General features: G+C 70.8%; 18 protein-coding genes and 1 riboswitch. Of the genes, 4 read left to right on the top strand and 14 right to left on the bottom strand.

All coding sequences use genetic code 11. The features are described from left to right. Positions 1–574: 574 nt before the first annotated feature. On the bottom strand, positions 575–1,747 hold the full coding sequence (locus tag OHS59_RS36510) for an acyl-CoA dehydrogenase family protein (RefSeq protein ID WP_328497602.1): 1,173 nt from the start codon (positions 1,745–1,747) through the stop codon (positions 575–577). A 319-nt stretch (positions 1,748–2,066) separates the two neighbouring features. Here OHS59_RS36510 and OHS59_RS36505 point away from each other — a divergent pair, with 319 nt between their 5' ends. Then, positions 2,067–3,338 carry a glycoside hydrolase family 18 protein gene (locus OHS59_RS36505; RefSeq protein WP_328497601.1) on the top strand — a complete coding sequence of 424 codons (1,272 nt, stop codon included), beginning with the start codon at positions 2,067–2,069 and terminating at the stop codon, positions 3,336–3,338. Positions 3,339–3,397: 59 nt separating this feature from the next. Here OHS59_RS36505 and OHS59_RS36500 read toward each other — a convergent pair whose 3' ends face one another. The 3 genes from OHS59_RS36500 to OHS59_RS36490 form a co-directional block, all read right to left on the bottom strand. Further along, a complete protein-coding gene (locus OHS59_RS36500) occupies positions 3,398–4,057 on the bottom strand; it encodes a TetR/AcrR family transcriptional regulator (protein ID WP_328497600.1) in 660 nt (219 codons plus the stop codon). Positions 4,058–4,158: 101 nt separating this feature from the next. Beyond that, positions 4,159–4,305, bottom strand: a complete 147-nt coding sequence (locus OHS59_RS36495; RefSeq protein WP_189772871.1) for an SCO1431 family membrane protein — start codon at positions 4,303–4,305, stop codon at positions 4,159–4,161. A gap of 218 nt (positions 4,306–4,523) precedes the next feature. After that, a complete protein-coding gene (locus OHS59_RS36490) occupies positions 4,524–5,906 on the bottom strand; it encodes a peptidase C39 family protein (protein ID WP_328497599.1) in 1,383 nt (460 codons plus the stop codon). 228 nt (positions 5,907–6,134) lie between these two features. Here OHS59_RS36490 and OHS59_RS36485 point away from each other — a divergent pair, with 228 nt between their 5' ends. After that, the gene (locus OHS59_RS36485) at positions 6,135–6,767 is read left to right on the top strand and encodes a uridine kinase family protein (RefSeq protein WP_328499496.1); all 633 of its coding nucleotides are present in this window, start codon (positions 6,135–6,137) and stop codon (positions 6,765–6,767) included. A gap of 433 nt (positions 6,768–7,200) precedes the next feature. Beyond that, complete coding sequence (locus tag OHS59_RS36480; protein ID WP_328497598.1) at positions 7,201–9,060, top strand: AAA family ATPase; 1,860 nt, start codon at positions 7,201–7,203, stop codon at positions 9,058–9,060. Positions 9,061–9,292: 232 nt separating this feature from the next. Here the strand turns inward: OHS59_RS36480 and OHS59_RS36475 are convergent, their stop codons facing one another. The 10 genes from OHS59_RS36475 to OHS59_RS36430 all read right to left on the bottom strand — a co-directional run bounded on the left by OHS59_RS36475 (position 9,293) and on the right by OHS59_RS36430 (position 18,686). Further along, the gene (locus OHS59_RS36475; RefSeq protein WP_328497597.1) at positions 9,293–10,393 is read right to left on the bottom strand and encodes a hemolysin family protein; all 1,101 of its coding nucleotides are present in this window, start codon (positions 10,391–10,393) and stop codon (positions 9,293–9,295) included. Beyond that, entirely contained in the window at positions 10,390–11,754 is a 1,365-nt protein-coding gene (locus tag OHS59_RS36470) for a hemolysin family protein (RefSeq protein ID WP_328497596.1), read from the bottom strand. The genes OHS59_RS36475 and OHS59_RS36470 overlap by 4 nt, the downstream gene beginning before the upstream one ends. A 199-nt stretch (positions 11,755–11,953) precedes the next feature. Continuing rightward, positions 11,954–12,442, bottom strand: coding sequence for a PH domain-containing protein (locus tag OHS59_RS36465; protein ID WP_328497595.1), 489 nt, complete (start codon positions 12,440–12,442; stop codon positions 11,954–11,956). A gap of 23 nt (positions 12,443–12,465) precedes the next feature. Further along, complete coding sequence (gene hisG, locus OHS59_RS36460; protein WP_328497594.1) at positions 12,466–13,323, bottom strand: ATP phosphoribosyltransferase; 858 nt, start codon at positions 13,321–13,323, stop codon at positions 12,466–12,468. Between the two features lie 48 nt (positions 13,324–13,371). Next, a complete protein-coding gene (locus OHS59_RS36455) occupies positions 13,372–13,644 on the bottom strand; it encodes a phosphoribosyl-ATP diphosphatase (protein ID WP_149510532.1) in 273 nt (90 codons plus the stop codon). 34 nt (positions 13,645–13,678) lie between these two features. Further along, positions 13,679–14,164, bottom strand: a complete 486-nt coding sequence (gene ribH, locus OHS59_RS36450) for a 6,7-dimethyl-8-ribityllumazine synthase (RefSeq protein ID WP_328497593.1) — start codon at positions 14,162–14,164, stop codon at positions 13,679–13,681. A gap of 91 nt (positions 14,165–14,255) precedes the next feature. After that, positions 14,256–15,554, bottom strand: coding sequence for a bifunctional 3,4-dihydroxy-2-butanone-4-phosphate synthase/GTP cyclohydrolase II (locus OHS59_RS36445; RefSeq protein ID WP_328497592.1), 1,299 nt, complete (start codon positions 15,552–15,554; stop codon positions 14,256–14,258). Next, entirely contained in the window at positions 15,551–16,195 is a 645-nt protein-coding gene (locus OHS59_RS36440) for a nicotinamide mononucleotide transporter family protein (protein WP_328497591.1), read from the bottom strand. The genes OHS59_RS36445 and OHS59_RS36440 overlap by 4 nt, the downstream gene beginning before the upstream one ends. Further along, positions 16,192–16,827 (bottom strand): riboflavin synthase, encoded by a 636-nt coding sequence (locus tag OHS59_RS36435; RefSeq protein WP_328497590.1) that lies wholly within the window; start codon positions 16,825–16,827, stop codon positions 16,192–16,194. Before OHS59_RS36435 ends, OHS59_RS36440 begins: the two co-directional genes overlap by 4 nt. 152 nt (positions 16,828–16,979) lie before the next feature. Beyond that, positions 16,980–17,110: riboswitch (FMN riboswitch) on the bottom strand. A gap of 379 nt (positions 17,111–17,489) precedes the next feature. Continuing rightward, the gene (locus tag OHS59_RS36430) at positions 17,490–18,686 is read right to left on the bottom strand and encodes an ROK family transcriptional regulator (protein ID WP_328497589.1); all 1,197 of its coding nucleotides are present in this window, start codon (positions 18,684–18,686) and stop codon (positions 17,490–17,492) included. A 154-nt stretch (positions 18,687–18,840) separates the two neighbouring features. Between OHS59_RS36430 and OHS59_RS36425 the strand changes: the two genes are divergently transcribed. After that, on the top strand, positions 18,841–20,055 hold the full coding sequence (locus OHS59_RS36425) for an MFS transporter (protein ID WP_328497588.1): 1,215 nt from the start codon (positions 18,841–18,843) through the stop codon (positions 20,053–20,055). The last annotated feature ends 124 nt before the right edge of the window (positions 20,056–20,179 follow it).

The following is a 20,179-nucleotide window of genomic DNA, read 5'->3' as shown; positions in this document are numbered from 1 at the left end:
GGTACGTCAGAAGTGTGTGCGGGGCCAGAGTCCGGCAGCCCTCCCGAGCCCCGGAACCCCCGCGAACGCACAGACGAATTCGCCAGTCGGTGACCTGCCCGGCCCGAGGCGCGTTGGCCCGGTATGACCCCTTCGTACGCAGAGACATACGCAGAGACGGGCCGTCGTCGCGGGTTTCTTCTTCCCCCCGCAGAATCGGTTTCCCAGGGGACTCACGGAGCTCATGGGGCGCAGGGGAACCAGGGAAACCAGGGGACGCAGCAGCACCAGGCGCCCCCGCAGCGCCTGGTGCCCCAGGAGACTCAGTGGACGCGGGTATTGCCCGAGCCCCAGGAATCCCACGCGTCACAGGGAGCCCAAGGACCTCATGGACTCCAGAGGCCCCAGGTGTCACAGATGCCCCAGGGCTCCCTGGGCCCGCAGGGCTCCCAGGGGCCTCACCAGCCCCTGGATCCCCCCATCTACCGCGCCATGGTCCGCGCCTGGGCCGACCGCGGGCGGACCCTGCCGGGCCGCCACGACCCGGAGTGGGCCAGGCTGGTGGCCCCTTCGGCGATGTACGCGTACGGACGGTTCAGCGGGACTCGGGACCCGCGAGGTGACGGGCGATGACCATCCGCTGGATCTGATTGGTGCCCTCGACGATCTGCAGCACCTTGGCCTCCCTCATGTACCGCTCGACGGGGAAGTCCGCGGTGTAGCCGTACCCGCCGAGCACCTGGACGGCGTCCACGGTGACCTGCATCGCGGCGTCGGTGCAGAACAGCTTCGCCATGGCCGCCTGCCGGGCGAAGGGCCGTCCCGCGTCACGCAGCCGGGCCGCGGCGAGATACAGCGAACGGCCCGCCTCGATCCGGGTCGCCATGTCCGCCAGCATGAAGCGCAGGCCCTGGAAGTCCGCGATCGGCCGGCCGAACTGTTCGCGCCCCGTGGCATAGGCGACCGCCTCGTCCAGAGCGGCCTGGGCGACCCCGATGGCGCACGCCGCGATGCCGAGCCGTCCGGAGTCCAGCGCGGACAGGGCGATGGCGAAGCCCTGCCCCTCCTCGCCGATGCGCCGGCTGTCGGGGATCCGCACCCCGTCGAAGTGGACCTGCGCGGTGGGCGAGCCCTTCATGCCCATCTTCTTCTCGGGCACCGCGGCACTCAGCCCTTCGGCGTCACCGGGCACCAGGAATGCCGTGATGCCCCGCGCCCCCTCGCCGCCGGTCCGCGCGAGCACGGTGCAGAAGTCCGCGACCCCGCCGTGCGTGATCCAGGCCTTGGTGCCGGTGAGCACCCAGGAGTCGCCGTCGCGCACGGCCTTCGTACGCAGTGAGGCCGCGTCCGAGCCGGAGGCCGGTTCGGAGAGGCAGTAGGCGCCCAGGAGGCCGCCGCCGAGCATGTTCGGGAGGTGCTCGACCTGCTGTTCCTTGGTGCCGTAGTTGGCGAGGGCGTGGCAGGCGAGGGAGTGCACGCTGACCCCGAGACCCACGGTGAGGCGGGCCGCGGCGAGCTCTTCGAGGACCTGGAGGTAGACCTCGTACGGCTGGTCCCCGCCGCCGTGCTCCGAGTCGTAGGGGAGGCCGAGCAGTCCCGACTCCGAGAGGAGGGTGAAGACCTCCCGCGGGAAGCGTCCGGCATCCTCCTCCTCGGCCGCCTTCGGGGCGATCTCACGCTGCGCGATGTCGCGGACGAGCGAGATCAGATCCCGGGCCTCGTCCGTGGGCAGTTGACGGTCCACCGGCTGCGGGGCGCGGTCGGGCATGGCGACGATCCTCCCTGTCGGGCACATCGGCGGGCGCGCGCCTGGGTGGGGCCGCGCCGCCGGGTCTCACTGAGCACCGGTGATGCTCGCGCCTCCGGGTCGCGGAAGCGCCTGATCAGCGGCTGTGCGCTGTGAGTATGCCCGATCGGAGGCATCGCGTCACCAGTTAACGACCGCTTACTCAAGACTACAGAATTCCGGTGGCGTATTGGTCCGAACCATTGACCAACTGGTCTAGTCCTCCTACTGTTTCGCTCCAACGCTTAACCGCGTTCATGCCAATCGGCGCCTGTTCCCCTCTCCCCCACGAGGAGATCCGATGCTCACCTCGCTCCGCCCCCGCGTCCGTTTCCGGGCGCTCCTGTCCGCCGCGTGTTGCGCCGTCCTCGGCGCGGGACTGCTCGCCGGTGCGGGCACGGCCACCGCGGCCGCCACGGCGGCCACGACAGAGAAGGCCGCCACCCCCACGGCGGCAGCCCCCGAAGCAGCCGGCTCCAAGGTCGTCGGCTACTTCACCGAATGGGGCACCTACGACCGGAAGTACCTGGTCAAGAACATCGAGACGTCCGGGTCCGCGGCCAAGCTGACGCACATCAACTACGCCTTCGGCAACGTCACCGGCGGCAAGTGCGCGATGGGCGACGCCTACGCGGCCAACGAGCGCACCCACACCGCGGCCGAGTCGGTCGACGGCGTCGCGGACACCTGGGACCAGCCGCTGCGCGGCAACTTCAACCAGCTCCGCGAGCTGAAGAAGAAGCACCCGAACCTCAAGGTCCTGTGGTCCTTCGGCGGCTGGACCTGGTCCGGCGGCTTCACCGAGGCGGCCAAGAACCCCGCGGCCTTCGCCCAGTCCTGCTACGACCTGGTCGAGAACTCGAAGTGGGCCGACGTCTTCGACGGCATCGACATCGACTGGGAGTACCCCAACAGCTGCGGCCTCAGCTGTGACACCAGCGGGCGGGCCGCGTACAAGAACCTGATGTCGGCCGTCCGCGCCAAGTTCGGCGGCTCCGCGCTGGTCACCTCGGCGATCCCGGCCGACGCCACGGCGGGCGGCAAGCTCGACGCGGCGGACTACGCGGGCGCGGCCCAGTACGTCGACTGGTACAACCCGATGACGTACGACTTCTTCGGTGCCTGGGACGCGACCGGGCCCACGGCTCCGCACTCCGCGCTGAACTCCTACTCGGGGATCCCGAAGGCGGACTTCCACACCTCCGCGACGATCGCCAAGCTCAAGGGCATGGGCGTCCCGGCCTCGAAGCTGCTGCTCGGCATCGGCTTCTACGGGCGCGGCTGGACCGGAGTGACCCAGGCGGCGCCCGGCGGCACGGCGACCGGGCCGGCCGCGGGCACGTACGAGCAGGGCATCGACGACTACAAGGTGCTCAAGACGAAGTGCCCGGTCACCGGCACGGTGGGCGGCACTGCGTACGGCAAGTGCGGCAGCAACTGGTGGAGCTACGACACCCCGTCGACCATCGCCGGGAAGATGAACTACAAGAACGCGCAGGGCCTGGGCGGCACGTTCTTCTGGGAGCTGAGCGGTGACACGTCGAACGGCGAGCTGATCAAGGCGATCAACTAGCCTCTCCGGTAAGGCAGTCGGGGCGGGGGTCGGCAACGGCCCCCGCCCCGACTGCCGTGTCAGGTGGTGCGGCGCGCGGCCTGCGGGGCCGGATAGGAGACGTCCAGCTCCTCGACGGCGCGCATCGTGCCGCCGAGCATCTTCACCAGCAGCTCGCGCATCAGGTCGCGCGGCAGACCGCGGTGGTCGATCCAGTCGAGGGTGGCCCCCTCCACGCTGCACAGCCAGCCCAGCAGCGCCGTACGCGGCAGCGGGCCCACCTTCCGCCGCCCGTACGCCCCTTCGGCGATGGTCTCGACGATGGCTTCCCGCACCCCGTCGCGGATGGCGTGCACCTCGGCGTCGAAACCGACACCGCCGCTGATGATGGTCCGGTAAGCGGCCTGGTTGTGCTCGGCGTAGCGCAGATAGCCGTCGATGGTGCGGTGCACCCGCTCTTCCGGGGGCAGTTCGAGACCGCCGGCCGCCCGGGAGACCAGCTCGGCCACCGAGTCCTCGACGATCGCCAGGTAGTAACCGCGCTTGGACCGGAAGTAGTAGTAGATCAGCCCCTTGGCGACGTGCGCCTGCTTGGCGATGTCGTCCATCGACAGGGTGTCGTAGGAGGTGTCGGCGAACAACTTCCGCCCGATGACGATGAGTTCGGCTCGGCGCGCCAAGGAACGATCGGTGCCGCGCGCTACGGGGCGGTCGACACCGCGCTGTGGGCTGTTACTCAATTCCGGACCTGGTCTCCAACCGCGGGCGGGACCTCGCAGTATGGCAGAGCCGTACGATCAGCCTGTTCGAGTCTCTTCGACCGGCCGGCGCGGTCCTGGCGTCAGACCAGGCCGAGCTGTGTCACGAACATCGCGAGCACCAGCACGAAGGTCCAGCCCATGACGTGCTCAAGGATCTTCGGCCCGTCGTCCTTGGGGCCGCCCGTACGGGCGCGGACGTGTCCGGCGGTGGCAGAGGTGGTGGTCATGGCGGCTCACTCACGGTCGGCTTGCGATGGACTCCCCCGCCGGTTTCGGATGGAATTCCCCCACCGGTTCGTCCACCTTGCCATCGGATCGGGCTTTTGCGGGGGAGAGCTTGGTCACGCGCGCCGGACGGGAGTGCGTCCCGGACGGAGGTCGCAGGCGCCACAGGGGCGGCCCCTCTGCGAGAGGAGCCGCCCCTGGGCCGTACCGGCGTCCGTGATCAGTGCACGCCCACCGCCGCCAGGGCCTTGCGCTGGGCGGTCGTGAGCTGGGCCGGGAAGTAGAGGTAACAGACCCCGCCGGTGCCGGAGGCGACGTTCCCGGCGGCGTTGTACCTCTTCGTGCGGAGCCAGATGTTCTCCCACTCGCGCCGCTTGTAGACGCGCCGCACCGCGGCGTTGTCGGGCGAGTTCGGGTCGTTGGCGATCACGTCGCCGTCGGCGGTGAAGCCGATGACCGTCATCAGGTGCCCGGCCGTGCCGTACCCCGCGCCGGTCAGCTCGGCCGCGAGGAACGACTGCGACGTTATGGCCGGGATCCCGGCGGCGATCAGCGTCTCCAGGTCGGTGAGCGAGTGGAGCCGGGTCACCACACCCTGAAGATCCTTGTACGTGGCCGCGTACGCCGCGTTGAAGGGCCAGTTGCCGCAGCCGTCGTACTGGTAGTCGAAGGTGAACCGTGCCGCGTGGCACACCTGCGGGTCCGCGTACGCGGGGTTGACCCAGGCCAGCGCCTCGGCCGTGGGTTTCCGCCCCCAGTACTCGATGATCATCTGGGAGGAGGTGGGGCTGCACCAGGCCTCGCCGCCGTTGTCGTACTCCGGGTACTGGCCCGCGTGGATCTCCTGCGAGTAGCGCGGCACCGTCAGTTCCCGTGCGAGACCGGGCGCCGACGCCGGGACGGTGAAGCGGTCCGGGACGTCGGAGCCCATCGCGCCGAGCCGCCACACGGTCGGCGTGGCCTTGGTTCCGGGCTTGCGGTAGAGGGTCAGCCGCAGCCGGTACGAGACCAGGCGCAGCCCGGAGGCCGCGTCGTCGATGGCGAAGGTGTCGGTCCAGATGCTGCTCCTGCCGTCGCTCTGGTCGTCCACCGAGGTCCGCCGGATGTCCTGGTCGCCGGCCGCCCAGCGGCCCATCACGTACCAGGGGGTGTCCGTGCCGTCGGAGTACGTGCCCCTCAACTCGATCTGCAGCCAGGTGCCCGCCGGGGTCCGCGCGTTCCAGGAGGCGATGACCTCGGTGGAGGGGACGCCGAGCCGGTGGGCCGGCGAGGTCCAGCGGGCGTACTCCCAGGTGGCGGTCGTGCCCGTGTGCGGGTCCGGGTAGTCGACGCGGCCTTGGGGGGTCCGGATCTCCAGACCCGGGCGGGCCCCCTGCACGGCACGGGTCCCTTCCGCGGTGCCGCCGCGCCAGTGCGCGTACGAGGTCCAGGCGTGGTTGTCCACGAGGCCGGAGGGCGCTTTCGACAAAGCGGCTGCGTTCGGGGCTTTCACGGTGCGGGGCGTCGGGCTCGCGGCGGCGGCCGGGCTCGCCGCTCCGGCGGCGGCCGCCGCCACCGCTGCGGCCAGGACGGTTCTGCGGGACGGCTGTTCAGCTCTGGTCATGGACGGGAGACCCCCAGGTGTCCGGAACGGGCTGGTCCAGTGCGTGGGTGATGTGTGGGTGTGCGCCAACTATGGAACGTGATCACGGCTTCTGCCAGCACTTCGGGCGTCGCGGCGCCGACCAATATTGGTCGAGACCACTGGCGGGTCAAGTGACCCGATTCACCCTATTTCGACATCGGTAGAGTGTTCCTCCGGAATGCGTACACCCCCCTCCGCCCCCAGGGAATCCCCATCCATCTCCACACCCTCGCCCACCGGCTGCGCCGGCTGCCGCCCTCCTGCGGCCCCGTCCGGCTCGTCGGCGTCGACGGCCACGCGGGCTCCGGCAAGACCACCTTCACGGACCGCCTCGCCGAGGCGCTGGACGGCGCCCCCGTGCTGCGCCTGGACGACATCGCCACGCACGAGGAGCTGTTCGCGTGGACGGGACGACTGTTCCACGAGGTCGTCGGACCACTGGGCCGCGGGGAGACCGCGCACTATCACCCCTACGACTGGCGGCTGGGCGGCTTCGGGCCGGCCCGCGCCCTGCCGCCGGCGCCCGTGATCCTCGTCGAGGGGGTCGGTGCGGGCCGTCGCGCGCTGCGGCCGCATCTGGCCGGGCTGCTGTGGATGGAGATGCCCCACGAGGACGCATGGGCACGGGGGCGCCTGCGGGACGGCTCGGCACAGAGCGACTTCTGGGAAGGATGGGTCCGCGCCGAGCGCCGGCACTTCGCCGAGGACCCTTCGGAGCCGTTCGCCGACCTTCTGGTACGGCAGTGTTCAGACGGATATGAGGTACTCCCCGGACCTTCCGGGACACCGCCGGGAGAGCTTTCCATCACGGACCGTGACGGGCCTGCGCCTGTGTGCTGAACTTGTGAAGACGCCTGTCCGAGAAGTTGCCTCAGTGCCCCAACTCGGCTTGACCGAGGGGCCGTACAGGTCTTACGTTCTCAATGAGCGGCCTTCGGGGCCGCCCCACAGACGCGAGGCCCCCGGTTGTTCCCCCGTGATCGGGGGCTTCGTTCTGTCTTCACACGCTTTCCGGACGCTCCGGTGCGCAATTCGTTCACCCTCAGTGACCGTCCTGAGTGCGTCGCGTCTGCTCCCACCTCGAAGAACCCGTCGTGCGGCACCCTACGGTCCGGCGCTCCCCCGCAGGTACGATGCCTCTTGGTGCGACCTTCGGACGGCTGCTCTCCGCACCGCACGCAACTCCCGTCCGCGGCACAGCGGTTCGACGAAGACTGCCGACGGGCACCGGCCCGCCCGGTGATCAACGGGGGCACGGTTTGTGGGGGACGTGATGGACTTCGGCACGCAGGGCCCCGAGGCCCCGGCCGACCTCGCCTGGCTGCGAGGTGTGGATGCCTACACGATGGGGGCCTACCCCCAGGCGGAGGAGGAGTTCCGCGCCGCGGTCCGGATGGATCCGGGGATGGCGGACGGCTGGCTCGGACTGCACGCGCTGCGCATCGACACGACGACCGCACTGCTCCGGATGTTCCGGCACCGCGACCGCTTCGGCGAGCAGCGCACCCGACACCGGCGCACGCTCAACTCCTGGTACTGGCTGGGCTGGTGGGTGCAGCCGGTGCTGGAATCGCCCCGTGATCTGCTGCTCGCGCACTCCTCGCACTGGCTCGACGGACGTCATGTCCCGGAGCTGGACCGGGCGTTGGCGAGCCTGCCCCCGGTGGACGCGGATCCGCAGGTCCGGTTCCTGCACGCCTGCCGGGCCTATCTCGTCAAGGACTGGGAGCAGTTGGTCCGGCACACGGACCCGCTGATCGACGACCCGATGCTGGGCATCGAGGCGGGCCTGTTCGGTGGGATGGCCCGCGTGCGCCTGGAGATGTACGGGCAGGCCGAGCCGCTGCTGTCGTCGGCGCTGATGCGGTGCCGCAGCGAGCAGCCGCAGCGCAAGGAGCTGCGGTACTGGCTGGCGCGGGCGCACGAGGGCACGGGCCGCTCCGCGGCGGCCCTCCCCCTGTACCGGGCGGTCCACCGGGTCGACCCGGCGTTCATGGACACCTCGGCCCGGCTCGCCGCGATCTCCGAGGGCGACGGGTACGACGAGACGGCCGACCTCGCGGCGATCACGCTCACCGGGGTCGGGCAGGACATCCTGGACGGGCCCGACGGCGTGGACCCGCTGTTCGGCGCCGAGGGCCGGGACCTGAAGCTGTCCGAGCCCGAGCTGCCGCCGCCCGGAGCGCTGGCGTCCGAGTCCGACCGGGTCCGCGAGAAGGCCATCGTGCCGGTGCTGCCGCCGCATCTGCCGACCGGGCCCACCGATCCCGCGCTGCTCGAAGAGGCACTGTCCGAACTGGAGGGCATGGTCGGCCTCGAACCGGTGAAGCGCCAGGTGAAGGCACTCTCGGCCCAGCTGAACATGGCGCGGCTGCGGGCCGGGCAGGGGCTGCCGGTCCAGCCGCCGAAACGGCACTTCGTGTTCTCCGGCCCCTCCGGCACCGGCAAGACCACCGTGGCACGCATTCTCGGGCGGGTCTTCTACGCGCTCGGTCTGCTCGGCGGCGACCATCTCGTCGAGGCGCAGCGGGCCGACCTGGTGGGCGAGTATCTCGGCCAGACCGCGGTGAAGGCCAACGAGCTGATCGACTCCGCGATCGGCGGGGTGCTCTTCGTCGACGAGGCGTACTCGCTCTCCAACTCCGGGTACGGCAAGGGCGACGCGTACGGGGACGAGGCGCTCCAGGTGCTGCTGAAGCGGGCGGAGGACAACCGCAATCATCTGGTGGTGATCCTCGCGGGCTATCCGGAGGGGATGGACCGGTTGCTCGCCGCCAACCCCGGGCTGTCGTCGCGGTTCACGACCCGGGTCGACTTTCCGTCGTACCGGCCTCTGGAGCTGACCTCGATCGGTGAGGTGCTGGCCGCGGACAACGGGGACGTGTGGGACGAGGAGGCGCTCGACGAGCTGCGGTCCATCAGTGGGCACGTCGTCGACCAGGGGTGGATCGACGAGCTCGGGAACGGGCGGTTCTTGCGCACGTTGTACGAGAAGAGCTGTGCTTATCGGGATCTGCGGCTTTCCGGGTATCCGGGGCATCTGACGCGGGATGATCTGGCGACGCTTCGGTTGGCCGATCTGATGCAGGCGTATGGGGAGGTTCTCTCGGGGCGCGGTCCCTCCGGGGTGTGAGACCCCCGTCGGGCCCGCGCCCCGAGAACCCTCCGGGGTTGGGTGCGCCCGCCGGCTCGGTGGGTTGCCGAGGTGTCGCGGGTGCGGCGGCGTCGTGGGCTTGTCGCGCCGTTCCGCGCGCCCCCTGAAAAGCGAAAAGACTGCGCTGTTCCCCGCGCCCCTGCAAAGCCAATAGCAAAAGGATTGCGCCGTTCCCCGCGCCCCCAGGACGTGGGGGCGCGGGTCGGCCGTGTCAGCTGGCCAGGGCCTCTTGTGGGGGTTCCGCGGGTTCCGGGGAACCGGCGCGCGGCTCGCCCACCCGTACCGGTGGGGCGTCCCGGTGGGCCGGGTCGCGGACCTCGCCGACCAGGAGTTCCAGGACGTCCTCCAGGGCGACCAGGCCCAGGACCCGGCCCGACGCGTCGGCGACCTGGGCCAGGTGCGTCGCGGCGCGGCGCATCACGGTCAGGGCGTCGTCCAGCGGAAGCTCGGCGCTGAGGGTCGTCATGGGGCGCCAGACCTGCTGCGGCACCGCCCGCTCGGACTCCTCCAGGTCGAGGACGTCCTTCACGTGCAGGTAGCCCATGAAGGCGCCGTTCTCCGCGACCACCGGGAAACGCGAGTACCCGGTGCGGGCGGTGAGGGCGACGACCTGGCCCGGGGTGACCGAGGGGCCCACGCTGACCAGCGACTCGCGGTCCAGGAGCACGTCCGTGACCGGGCGGGAGCCCAGTTCCAGCGCGTCCTCCAGGCGCTCCTGCTCCCCGGGGTCGAGCAGGCCGGCCTGGCCCGCGTCCTCGACGAGCCGGTTGAGCTGCTCGCTGGTGAAGACCGCCTCGACCTCGTCCCTGGGCTCGACACCGAAGAGCTTCAGGATGACGCGGGCGCAGGCACCGAGGGCCACGGTGACCGGCTTGCACAGCCGGGCGAAGGCGACCAGGCCGGGGCTGAGCCACAACGCGGTCTTCTCGGGAGCGGCCATCGCCAGGTTCTTCGGCAGCATCTCGCCGACCACCAGGTGGAGGAAGACGACCGCGGCGAGCGCTATGACGTACCCGAGCGGGTGGATCATGCCCTCGGGCAGGTGCGCGGCGTGGAAGACCGGCTCCAGGAGGTGCGCCACGGTGGGCTCGGCGACCGCGCCGAGGGTCAGTGAACACATGGTGATGCCGAACTGCGCGGCGGCCATCATGTGCGGCAGGTTCTCCAGGCCGTACATGACCTGCCGGGCCCGTGCCGTGCCGAGCGGTTCGATCTGACTGCGGCGGACGGAGACCAGGGCGAACTCGGCGCCGACGAAGAAGCCGTTGGCGAGCACGAGCAGACCTGCGAAGAGGAGTTGGAGCACGCTCATCGGACGGCCTCCGCCGCGGAGACGGAAACAGGGGCGGAAGCGAGGGCGGACTCCGCGTCGGCGGTCCTGACGAGCCGGACCCGCTCGGCGCGGTAGTGCCCGACCTGGCGGACCGAGAGGCGCCAGCCGGGCAGCTCGGCCCGGTCACCCGGCGCCGGGATACGGCCGAGCAGATCGGCGACGAGGCCCGCGACGGTCTCGTACGGGCCCTCGGGGACCTCCAGGCCGATGCGCTGGAGGATGTCGACGCGGCAGCTGCCGTCGGCGTCCCAGGCGGGCCGGCCGTCCTCGGGCGGTGCAACGGCGAGTTCCGGCACGTCCTGTCCGTCGTGCTCGTCGCGGACCTCGCCGACGAGCTCCTCGACGATGTCCTCCAGGGTGACGACCCCGGCCGTGCCGCCGTACTCGTCGACGACGACGGCGATGGGCTGCTCGTTGCGCAGCCGCTCCAGGAGGGGCTGCACGGGCAGCGTCTCCGGGACGAGCAGCGGGGTCTGGGCGATCCTGGTGACCGGCGTGCGCAGCCGGTCGTGCGCGGGCACCGCGAGGGCGTCCTTGAGGTGCACCATGCCGACGATCTCGTCGATCCGCTCCCGGTAGACGGGGAAACGGGAGAGGCCGGTGGCGCGGGTGAGGTTGACGACGTCCTCGGCGGTCGCGGAGGACTGGAGGGCGCTGACCTTCACCCGCGGGGTCATGACGTGCTGCGCGGTGAGGTCGGCCAGGGAGAGGGTCCGTACGAACAGGTCCGCGGTGTCCTGCTCCAGCGCGCCCGCCTGGGCCGAGTGCCGGGCCAGGGAGACCAGCTCGCCGGGCGTGCGCGCGGAGGCCAGTTCCGCCGTGGGCTCGACGCCCAGAGCGCGTACGAGCCGGTTGGCGACGGAGTTCAGGCCGGCGATCACCGGCCGGAACAGGGTCGAGAAGACGTGCTGCGGGCCCGCGACGAACCGCGCGACCTGCAAGGGCCTGGACACCGCCCAGTTCTTGGGCACGAGTTCGCCGATCACCATCTGCACGGCCGAGGCCAGCAGCATGCCGACGACGACGGCGACACCGGACACGGCGCCTTCGGGGACGCCGACGGCGGTGAACGGGCCGTTCAGCAGCTCGGCGAGCGCCGGTTCGGCGAGCATGCCGACGACCAGCGAGGTGATGGTGATCCCGAGCTGGGTGCCGGACAGCTGGAAGGACAGCTCCTTGAGGGAATTGACGACGGTACGGGCCCGTCGGTCGCCCTCGGCCGCGGCCTTCTCGGCATCGGGGCGCTCCACCGTGACGAGGCCGAACTCGGCCGCCACGAAGAAGCCGTTGGCGAGGATCAACAGGAACGCCGCCCCGAGGAGCAGCAGGGGGATGGTCATGCCGCCGCCTCGATATGTCGGGAGGGGGCGGCGCAGGTACTACAGGACGATCCGTCCATCGCTGGAGGGAGTCACTCCTCGAATAGCAGGGGGCCTCTGAGTTCCGGGTGGGAAGTCAGCGGCGGAGGCGCAACGAAAACGCCTCCGCCAACAGATTAATCAAGACACGGGCCCGTACGGCAGGGTGGAAGGCTGAGAGTCAGCCGTGATGTTCGTCGTGCGGGCCGTCGGAGCGCCCGTCCCGCTCGCCGAGGGAGCGGGCCTCGGCGAGGGCGCGCAGCGCGCGGGCGTCGCTGATGGCGTGCGCTTTGGCGATGCCCGGCTGGATGCCGAGCACGGGCAGGCTGGTGCCGTCGCTGAGGTTCAGGAACACCCACGGGTCTCCTGGACGCAGGTTGACCTGCAGGATCTCCGCCCAGGCCAGCCGCCGCCTGCTGGTGATGTTGACGACGGTGACCCCGGATTCGTCGGCGACGACCTTCGGGCGGGAGAGCAGTGCGAGCGCCCCGAAGAGGAGCGCCGCGGTGAAGACGAAGCTGAGCCGCTCCCCCGGACCGAGCTTTTCGAGCAGCAGCGCGACCGTGGTGATGACCACAAAGATCGTGGCACCGGCGGTCAGCAGTACGGCCCGGGTGCGCCCGGGCCTGAAGGTCACGGGGAGGGCGGGCGGCTCGGTGTGGTCCGGCATGGCGAAGCTGTTCCTCAAGGTCCTCAGAGACGGCAGGCGTGGATGGCCGTGGTCAGGATGGCCCGCGCGCCGATCTCGTACAGGTCGTCCATGATCCGCTGGGCCTCCTTGGACGGGACCATGGCGCGCACGGCGACCCAGCCCTCGTTGTGGAGCGGCGAGACGGTCGGCGACTCCAGGCCCGGGGTGAGCGCGACGGCCTTCTCCAGCTGCTCGACGCGGCAGTCGTAGTCCATCATCACGTAGGTCCGTGCGACGAGGACGCCCTGGAGGCGGCGCAGGAACTGCTGGACCTTGGGCTCGGTGTCCCCCGCGGTCTCCGCACCGGTGCGGCGGATGACGGTCGCCTCGGACTTCATGATCGGGTCGCCGAAGACCTCAAGGCCCGCGTTGCGCAGCGAGGTGCCGGTCTCGACGACGTCGGCGATGACCTCGGCGACGCCGAGCTCGATGGCCGTCTCGACGGCGCCGTCGAGGTGCACGACGGACGCGTCGACGCCCTTGTCGGCGAGGTACTTGCCGACGATGCCCTCGTACGAGGTGGCGACGGTCTTCCCGGCGAGGTCGTCGACGGTCTTGACCGTGCCGGGCTTGGTCGCGAAGCGGAAGGTGGAGCGGGCGAAGCCGAGGGGCAGGATCTCCTCCGCGTCGGCCGCGGAGTCGATGAGCAGATCACGGCCGGTGATGCCGATGTCGAGCTTGCCGGAGGAGACGTAGATCGCGATGTCGCGGGGGCGGAGGTAGAAGAACTCGACCTCGTTCTCCGGGTCGACGATCCGCAGCTCCTTGGCCTCCCGGCGCTGCTGGTAGCCGGCCTCATGCAGCATCTCCCCCGCGGGGCCTGACAGGGAACCCTTGTTGGGGACGGCGATGCGCAGCATGAGGTCGGCTTCCTTCGTTCGTGCGGGTACGGGGGTGGGGGCGAGGGCTCAGAGGTGGGCGTACACGTCGTCCAGGGTGATGCCGCGAGCGACCATCATCACCTGGACGTGGTAGAGCAGCTGCGAGATCTCCTCGGCGGCTGCTTCCTTGCCCTCGTGCTCTGCGGCCATCCAGACCTCGGCGGCCTCTTCGACGACCTTCTTGCCGATGGCATGGACCCCCTTGCCGACCAGTTCCGCGGTGCGGGAGGTGGCGGGGTCGCCGGTGGCTGCCTTGTGCTGGAGCTCGGTGAAGAGCTCCTCGAAAGTCTTCTTGGACATGGTGGTCCTCACCCTACGCGGTCGCGGGCCTACATCAGCGCCAGGGTTCGGATACCGAGCGCAGGGTGGCCGCGGTCGCCACGGCCGCCGTCACCGCCTCATGTCCCTTGTCCTCGTTCGAGCCCTCGATGCCCGCGCGGTCCAGTGCCTGCTCCTCCGTGTCGACGGTCAGCACGCCGAAGCCGATGGGGACACCGGTGTCGACGGAGACCTGGGTGAGGCCCTGGGTGACGCCCTGGCACACGTACTCGAAGTGCGGGGTGCCGCCGCGGATGACGACGCCGAGCGCGACGATCGCGTCGTAGCCGCGGCCCGCGAGGACCTTCGCGACGACCGGCAGCTCGAAGCTGCCGGGGACACGCAGGAGGGTCGGCTCGTCGATGCCCAGCTCGTGCAGGGCGCGCAGCGCGCCGTCGACGAGTCCGTCCATGACCTTCTCGTGCCACTGTGCCGCGATGACGGCGACCCGCAGGTCACCGCAGTTGCGTACGGACAGTTCGGGTGCGCCCTTGCCGCTCACGTCTGTGTCTCCTCGTGCAGTGCAGTGCAGTGCTGCGCTGTGCCGTTACTGATGCTGATTACTGATCAGATTGCTGATTGCTGGTTACGGGTCACTGATTGCCGCAGGCCGACACGGTGGTCGTGTCCAGCCAGGGCAGGTCGTGCCCCATCCGGTCCCGCTTGGTGCGCAGGTACCGGAGGTTGTGCTCGCCCGCGGTCACGGGCATCGGCTCGCGGTCGGTGACCTTGAGGCCGTGGCGGACGAGCGCCGCGGTCTTGTCGGGGTTGTTGGTCATCAGCCGCAGGCTGCGCACCCCGAGGTCCTCCAGGATCTGCGCGCCCGCCGCGTAGTCGCGTGCGTCGGCGGGCAGGCCGAGTTCCAGGTTGGCGTCCAGGGTGTCGCGTCCGCGCTCCTGCAGCTCGTACGCGCGCAGCTTGGACAGCAGCCCGATGCCGCGCCCCTCGTGGCCCCGGAGGTAGACCACGACCCCGCGGCCCTCGGCCTGGATGCGCTGCAGGGAGGCTTCGAGCTGGGGGCCGCAGTCGCAGCGCAGGGAGTGGAAGACGTCCCCGGTGAGGCATTCGGAGTGGATGCGCACGACGACGTCGTCACCGTCGCCGATCTCGCCGTGGACCAGCGCGACGTGCTCGACGCCGTCGACGGTGGAACGGTAGCCGTACGCCGTGAACTCGCCGAAGGCGGTGGGCAGATGGGTCCTGGCCTCGCGGCGGACCGTGGGCTCGGCGGTGCGGCGGTAGGCGATCAGGTCCTCGATGGAGATGATCGTCAGCCCGTGCTTGCGGGCGAAGGGGATCAGCTCGGGCAGGCGCAGCATCCGCCCGTCCTCGCCGGCGATCTCGACGATGGCCCCGGCGGGGCGCAGGCCCGCGAGCCGGGCGAGGTCTACGGCGGCCTCGGTGTGGCCGTTGCGGACGAGCACACCGCCGGGCTTGGCGCGCAGCGGGAAGATGTGACCGGGGCGTACGAAGTCGGCCGCCCCCGCCTGTCCTCCCGCGAGCAGCCGCAGCGTGGTGGCGCGGTCGGCGGCGGAGATGCCGGTGGTCACGCCGGAGGCGGGGCCCGCGTCGACGGAGACCGTGAAGGCCGTGCGCATCGACTCGGTGTTGTTCTCGACCATCTGCGGGAGCTGGAGGCGGTCGAGCTCGTCGCCCTCCATGGGCGCGCAGATCAGACCGCGGCACTCGCTCATCATGAAGGCGATGATCTCGGGGGTCGCCTTCTCGGCGGCGATGACGAGGTCGCCCTCGTTCTCACGGTCCTCGTCGTCGACGACCACGACCGGACGGCCCGCGGCGATGTCCGCGACGGCCTTCTCGACCGGGTCGAGGGTGAAGTCCGAGGCGTCCTCGTCCTGACCTGTGCTGTACCAAACCGGCGTTGTCGTCATGCCGGGGCTCCTTCCAGGACGGGCTGCCCGGCCTTGCGGGAGCGCAGCCACCAGTCGCGCATGCCCCACAGGACGAGCGCGCCGTAGATGATGTAGACGAATCCGGAGAACGCGAAGCCGTTGGCGAAGTTGAGCGGCACGCCCACCAGGTCGACGAGCAGCCAGGCGAACCAGAACTCGACCATGCCGCGCGCCTGGGCGTACATCGCGACGACCGTGCCGACGAATATGTACGCGTCGGGCCAGGGGTCCCAGGAGAGCGACGGGTACGCGGTGAACAGGCTGCCGACCGCGAGGGTGCCCACGGCGGCTGCGCCGAGCAGGTAGCCGCGTTCGCGCCAGGTGGCGAACCGGACGGCGATGGAGCCGTCCTGGGCGCCGCCCCTGCCGCGGTTCCACTGCCAGTAGCCCCACAGCGCGACGGCCATGACCACCAGCTGCTTGCCCGCGCTGCCCGAGAGGTGGGCGGTGGCGAAGGCGGCGAGGAGGATGGCGCCGGACAGGAACTGGACGGGCCAGGTCCAGATGGAGCGGCGCCAGCCGAGGGCGAGGCCGATCAGCCCGATCACGTTGCCGATCATGTCGGCCCACTTGATGTGCTGGCCGAAGAGCGTGAACGCCTCGGAGTTGAGCCAGTTCACCGTGTCGCTCCCTCGGTGCCGGGCAGGGCCACAGGTCGCTGCCCCTGCGGGCCGAGCAGCCGCTCGACGTACTTGGCGATCACGTCGACCTCAAGGTTGACCGGGTCGCCGGGCTGCTTGCGGCCCAGGGTGGTCAGGTCGAGGGTGGTCGGGATGAGGCTGACGGTGAAGAAGTCGGGGCCGGCGTCGACGACGGTCAGGCTGATGCCGTCGACGGTGATGGAGCCCTTCTCGACGACGTAGCGCGAGAGGTCCGCGGGCAGTGAGATCTTCACGATCTCCCAGTGCTCGGACGGCTTGCGCTCGATGACCTCGCCCGTGCCGTCCACATGGCCCTGCACGATGTGCCCGCCGAGCCGCTCGCCGACGGCCATGGGCCGTTCGAGGTTGACGCGGGAGCCGACGGTGAGGGCGCCGAGGCTGGAGCGGTCCAGGGTCTCGGCCATGACGTCGGCGGTGAACTCGCCGTCCTCGTGGTCGACGACCGTCAGACAGACGCCGTTGACGGCGATGGAGTCCCCGTGACGTGCACCTTCGGTGACCACAGGGCCACGCAGTCGGAAACGTGAGGCGTCGCCGAGGTTCTCGACGGCGGTGACTTCACCCAGCTCTTCAACGATTCCGGTGAACACTTCCCGGGTCCTCCTGCCTCATAGGGCACGGACTCCGGGGCCTGTCGATGACGACAGATGTGAAACGAGCGGGAACACCGGGGACGACGCCGCGTAGGACGTGCCCGTGGGACACGTCGAAACAGACGGCGGCGCGCACGAATGCCCGCCCGCCGCGCACTGCCTCCCATCCGGACTTTAACCGTCGGTCCAGGAATTTCACCTGGTCAACCGGCCGCTGGAAGCGACCGGGTCGCGGACTGTAACCGCCGGTTCGGACTTTCACCGACCCCGGAGTGCGCTGCTTCTGGTACAGACTCAGTGTGCCACGCCTGATCGACGCCCATGCGGGTGAATTCTGTGGGGTGGCTCACAAGGTGTACCGATGGACTTCACGGGACACTCGTGACGCGTCAGGCTCTGATCAACTTCTCGGTGATCAAGGCGTCTCGCTGGTGGTCCATACCTATTGACGCTTTGGTCTAGTCCTCTCTAGGGTCTGCGTTCACCGGCGCCTCTCCGGGTCCGCGTTCGCCGACCCGCCCCAGATCGACCCGGCGGCGGTGACGGAGGCCCTTGCCCCGCCGCCGGGTCTCCTTTCCCGGCACGGGCCCGCACCACCAGGTACGGGCCCGGCGCGACCCGGTACGGTCCCGGGCGACGCGGCACGGGCCGCACGGGCCTCACCGCTCCGGAGGTGCGAACAACTCGTCCTGGGCCCCGTCCCGCGCCATCAGCAGGGCGCCGCGCAGGACGGCGCCGCCGCCCAGGCTGCCGGCCCGCACCTCGGTGGGCAGCGGTGTCATCCGGCCGAGCCGGTCCCGCACCCGGGCCGCGAGCACCTCGCCGCCCGCCCGGCCGATCTCGCCCGAGAGGACCACGCATCCGGGGTCCAGCACGGCGATCACGGACGCGGCCCCGAGGGCGACACGATCGGCGAGCGCGTCGAGGAACTCCGAGGCGGGGCCCGAGGCAGAGCCCGAGGCGCGCGACACCGCCTCCCGCACCAGCGCCGCCGCATGCGGCTCATGCTCCACGGCGGAGGCCACCACCCCGTACCGCCGCGCCAGTTCGGCGATCGCCGCCGCGCCCGCGAGGGAGTGGAAGCCGCCCTCGCAGCCCGTCGCGGACGGCAGGCCGTCCGTGCCCGGCACCGGCAGGAAGCCGATCTCCCCCGTACCGCCGGAGGCACCCCGGCGCAGGACCCCGTCGAGGACCACGGCGGCGCCGATCCCGTGGCCGAGCCAGAGCAGCACGAAGGTCTCGCGGTCGCGGGCGGCCCCGTCGCGCTGCTCGGCCAGGGCCGCGAGGTTGGTCTCGTTCTCGACGACGACGCGGGCCTGGAGGCGCTCCTGAAGGACCGCGGCCAGCCGGCGGTGCCATTCGGGCAGGCCGGAGGAGTTGCGGAGTTCACCGGTGGCGGGGTCGATCAGGCCGGGGGCGCCGATGCCGACGGTGTGCAGCCCTTCGACACCGGCCTCCTTGGCCGTGCGTTCGACCAGCGCGACCGCCTGCTCGACGGCGGGCGCGGTGTCCGTCTCGTCCGCGATCGGCACCGACGCCTCGGCCAGAACCGTGCCCAGCAGATCCGCGACGACCACCGACACGCCCTCGGTGCGCACATCGAGGGCCGCCAGGTGCGCCCGGTCGGCGACGATGCCGTACAGCCGGGCGTTCGGGCCGCGCCGCTGCTCGCCCGACTCCCCGACCACACCGATCAGCCCGGCCGCGGCGAGGCGCTCCACGAGGTCGGCGACCGAGGGCCGGGACAGTCCCGTGAGCTGCTTCAACTCCCCTGCCGTCAGTGGGCCTTCCTGCTGCAGCAGCCGCAGGGCGAGCCGGTCGTTGATGGCCCGGGCGGTGCTCGGTGATGCGGGCATGCCGGGATCCTTCCAGATCAGGGCCGCCGTCTGCGGCGGGCGTAAAAACAATCTATCTATCAGGCAGGTTGCCTGATAGTTTTCGGCGGCACGTCCGGAAGCCGACAGAGGACGCACCGGAGAACGCCGAAGATGACAGACAGGGGCCGGGAGCATGAGTGAAGTGGTGTACGACCGGCGCGAGGTGAAGCGCTCCCGGTACGCCGTGGCGGCGGTGTTCGCCGTGCACGGCGCCGTCACCGGCTCGTTCGCGACGCGCGTGCCGTGGATCCAGGACCACGCGTCGGTGAGCGCGGGCCAGCTCGGCCTGGCACTCGCCTTCCCCGCGATCGGCGCCTCCCTGGCGATGCCTCTCGCCGGCAGCGTCAGCCACCGCTTCGGCGCCCGCACGGCCCTGCGCGGACTCATGGCGCTGTGGACGCTCGCACTCGTCCTGCCGGCCCTGGCGCCGAACCTGCTCACCCTGTGCCTGGCCCTGTTCGTCTACGGCGCCACGGCGGGCATGGCCGACGTGGCGATGAACGCGCTGGGCGTCGAGGTGGAGAACCGGCTGGACAAGTCGATCATGTCCGGACTGCACGGCATGTGGAGCGCGGGCGCCCTGGTCGGCTCGGCCGCCGGCACGCTCGCCGCGCATCTGGGCACGGACGCCCGGCTGCACCACGCGCTCGCCGCCGCGGCGCTCACCCTGCTCGGCACGGTCGCCTGCCAGGGCGTACTGGACCTGCGGGCCACCGAGGACGAGGAAGCGCCCCCGCGTTTCGCGCTGCCGCCCAGGTCGGCGCTGCTCATCGGCGCGATCGGCTTCTGCGCGGTGTTCGCGGAGGGGGCGAGCCTGGACTGGTCGGCGGTCTATCTGCGGGACGTCCTCGGCAGTTCCGCGGGACTCGCGGCCGCGTGCACGACGGGCTTCACCCTCACCATGGCGCTCGCGCGCCTCGCCGGGGACGCGGTGGTGGACCGGTTCGGCCCGGTGCGCACCGTACGGGTCAGCGGACTCCTCGCCACCGCCGGCGCCCTGCTCGTCGTACTGGCGCAGAACGCGGCCCTGGCCATGACCGGCTTCGCCCTGCTGGGCCTCGGCATAGCCGTGGTCGTACCGCTCTGCTTCGCGGCGGCGGGCCGCAGCGGCCCCAACCCGGCGCAGGCCATCGCGGGCGTGGCCACCATCACCTACACCTCGGGACTGATCGCCCCGTCCGCGATCGGTACCGTCGCGGATGCGACGAGCCTGGTGACGTCCTTCGTCCTGGTGACCGTGCTGGCGTTCGGGCTCGCCGCGTTCGCGGGCGTGCTGCGGTCCAGCGGCCGTACGACGTCCGGCGAGGTCAGCGCGGCGGACGTGAATATTCCGAATCCCCGGCCCTGAACCGGCCGCTCCCCGGGCCGCGACCTACCATGGCGCTGATCTTCACGTACGGAACTTCGCCTGCGTGAATCTCAGGCACGGACTTCACGTACGGAACCTCAGGTACGCAACCTCAGGTACAGAG

Source organism: Streptomyces sp. NBC_00414 (assembly GCF_036038375.1).
Taxonomy (GTDB): domain Bacteria; phylum Actinomycetota; class Actinomycetes; order Streptomycetales; family Streptomycetaceae; genus Streptomyces.
The sequence above is the reverse complement of the archived record's forward strand: the minus strand, read 5'-3'. Positions and strand labels throughout refer to the sequence as shown.

What these genes read in the sequence shown, in the direction of transcription:
- hisG (WP_328497594.1), bottom strand. Translation starts at nt 13,323, where the DNA reads ATGCTGCGCATCGCCGTCCCCAACAAGGGTTCCCTGTCAGGCCCCGCG.
- OHS59_RS36475 (WP_328497597.1), bottom strand. Translation starts at nt 10,393, where the DNA reads ATGAGCGTGCTCCAACTCCTCTTCGCAGGTCTGCTCGTGCTCGCCAAC.
- OHS59_RS36490 (WP_328497599.1), bottom strand. Translation starts at nt 5,906, where the DNA reads ATGACCAGAGCTGAACAGCCGTCCCGCAGAACCGTCCTGGCCGCAGCG.
- OHS59_RS36455 (WP_149510532.1), bottom strand. Translation starts at nt 13,644, where the DNA reads ATGTCCAAGAAGACTTTCGAGGAGCTCTTCACCGAGCTCCAGCACAAG.
- OHS59_RS36425 (WP_328497588.1), top strand. Translation starts at nt 18,841, where the DNA reads ATGAGTGAAGTGGTGTACGACCGGCGCGAGGTGAAGCGCTCCCGGTAC.
- OHS59_RS36470 (WP_328497596.1), bottom strand. Translation starts at nt 11,754, where the DNA reads ATGACCATCCCCCTGCTGCTCCTCGGGGCGGCGTTCCTGTTGATCCTC.
- OHS59_RS36510 (WP_328497602.1), bottom strand. Translation starts at nt 1,747, where the DNA reads ATGCCCGACCGCGCCCCGCAGCCGGTGGACCGTCAACTGCCCACGGAC.
- OHS59_RS36430 (WP_328497589.1), bottom strand. Translation starts at nt 18,686, where the DNA reads ATGCCCGCATCACCGAGCACCGCCCGGGCCATCAACGACCGGCTCGCC.
- OHS59_RS36480 (WP_328497598.1), top strand. Translation starts at nt 7,201, where the DNA reads ATGGACTTCGGCACGCAGGGCCCCGAGGCCCCGGCCGACCTCGCCTGG.
- OHS59_RS36505 (WP_328497601.1), top strand. Translation starts at nt 2,067, where the DNA reads ATGCTCACCTCGCTCCGCCCCCGCGTCCGTTTCCGGGCGCTCCTGTCC.
- OHS59_RS36445 (WP_328497592.1), bottom strand. Translation starts at nt 15,554, where the DNA reads ATGACGACAACGCCGGTTTGGTACAGCACAGGTCAGGACGAGGACGCC.
- OHS59_RS36465 (WP_328497595.1), bottom strand. Translation starts at nt 12,442, where the DNA reads ATGCCGGACCACACCGAGCCGCCCGCCCTCCCCGTGACCTTCAGGCCC.
- OHS59_RS36495 (WP_189772871.1), bottom strand. Translation starts at nt 4,305, where the DNA reads ATGACCACCACCTCTGCCACCGCCGGACACGTCCGCGCCCGTACGGGC.